This is a genomic window from Actinosynnema sp. NPDC059797, assembly GCF_042732085.1.
Lineage (GTDB): Bacteria > Actinomycetota > Actinomycetes > Mycobacteriales > Pseudonocardiaceae > Actinosynnema.
This window is the reverse complement of record NZ_JBHWIE010000717.1, coordinates 1-1,525: the sequence shown is the minus strand read 5'-3', so window position 1 is coordinate 1,525 and position 1,525 is coordinate 1. Positions and strand designations below refer to the sequence as shown.

The 1,525-nt window shown below is 77.5% G+C and carries 1 protein-coding gene; it reads left to right on the top strand.

Going from position 1 to position 1,525, the window contains the following annotated elements:
* Positions 1 to 1,525, top strand: a 1,525-nt coding sequence (locus ACFV4N_RS43640; RefSeq protein ID WP_499678584.1) for an AMP-binding protein, incomplete at both ends; no start/stop codon positions are given.

Genomic DNA, 1,525 nt, shown 5'->3' with positions numbered 1-1,525 from the left:
TCTCGGTGCTGGAGCTGTTCGGTCCGCTGACCTCCGGCGGCCGGGTCGTCCTCGCCACCGCCGACGAGGTGCGCGAACCGTCCGCGTTGCACCGGCTGATCACCCGGTGCGGGATCACGGTCGCCCAGGCGACCCCCGGCCTGTGGCGCGCGCTCCTCGACGCCTTCCCGGACGCGCTGCGCGGGGTGAGGGTCCTGGTCGGCGGCGAGGCCCTGCCCGTCCCGCTGGCGCGCGACCTGCACGCGTCGGCCGCGTCCGCGCTGAACGTGTACGGGCCGACCGAGACGACGGTGTGGTCGACGGCGTCCGTCGTGGACGGCGGCGCGCCGTCGATCGGCTCGCCGATGGCGGGCGTGCGGTGCTTCGTGCTGGACGAGCGGCTGCGCGTGGTGCCGCCGGGCGTGGTGGGCGAGCTGTACGTCGCGGGCGCCGGCGTCGGCCGCGGCTACGTCGGCTCGGCGGGGCTGACCGCGTCCCGGTTCGTCGCGGACCCGTTCGGCACCGGGGAGCGGGTGTACCGCACGGGCGACCGCGCGCGGTGGTCGCGGGACGGGCGGCTGGAGTTCGTCGGCCGGACCGACGACCAGGTCAAGGTCCGGGGTTTCCGGGTCGAGCTGGGCGAGGTCGAAGCCGCCCTGCGCGCCCAGCCCGGCGTGGTCGCCGCGGCCGCCGCGGTGCGGGAGGACCAGCCGGGCGACAGCCGCCTCGTCGGGTACGTCGTCGGCGCGGTCGACCGCGCCGCGCTCACCGCCGGCGTCGCCGGGGTGCTGCCCGAGTACATGGTCCCGTCGGTCCTCGTCGTGCTGGACGAGCTGCCCCTCAACGCGAACGGCAAGGTGGACCGCCGCGCGCTGCCCGCTCCGGTGGTCCGGTCGGGTGCCGGGAGGGCGCCCTCGTCGCAGCGCGAGGAGGTCCTGTGCGGGTTGTTCGCCGACGTGCTGGGCGTCGAGCGCGTTGACCCGGACGACGGCTTCTTCGCCCTCGGCGGGCACTCGCTCCTGGTGACGCGCCTGGTCGGCAGGGTGAGGTCCGCGCTGGGCGTCGAGGTGGCGGTGCGCCAGGTGTTCGACTCCCCGACCCCGGCGGGACTCGCCCGCGCGCTGTCGGCCGCCGGCCCGGCGCGGGCCGGCGTGGTGGCCGGACCGAGGCCCGACCGCGTCCCGCTGTCCTCCGCGCAGCTCGGGCTGTGGTTCCTCCAGCGCCTCGACGGCGGCGGCGCGTACCACCTGCCGGTGCCGCTGCGCCTGACCGGCGAGCTGGACGCCGCCGCGGTCGCCGCCGCGCTGGGTGACGTGGTGGCCAGGCACGAGGCCCTCCGAACCCTGGTGGTCGAGGACGCCGCGGGCCCCCACCAGGTCGTGCTGCCCGCCGCGCCGTTCCCGGTGGCCGTCGCCGGGCACGACGGCGCCGCGGTGGCCGCCGAGGTGGCCCGCCCGTTCGACCTGGCCACCGAGCCGCCGGTGCGCGCCACCCTGTTCCGGGTGGCGCGGGACGAGCACCTGCTCCTGCTCGTCCTGCACCACAT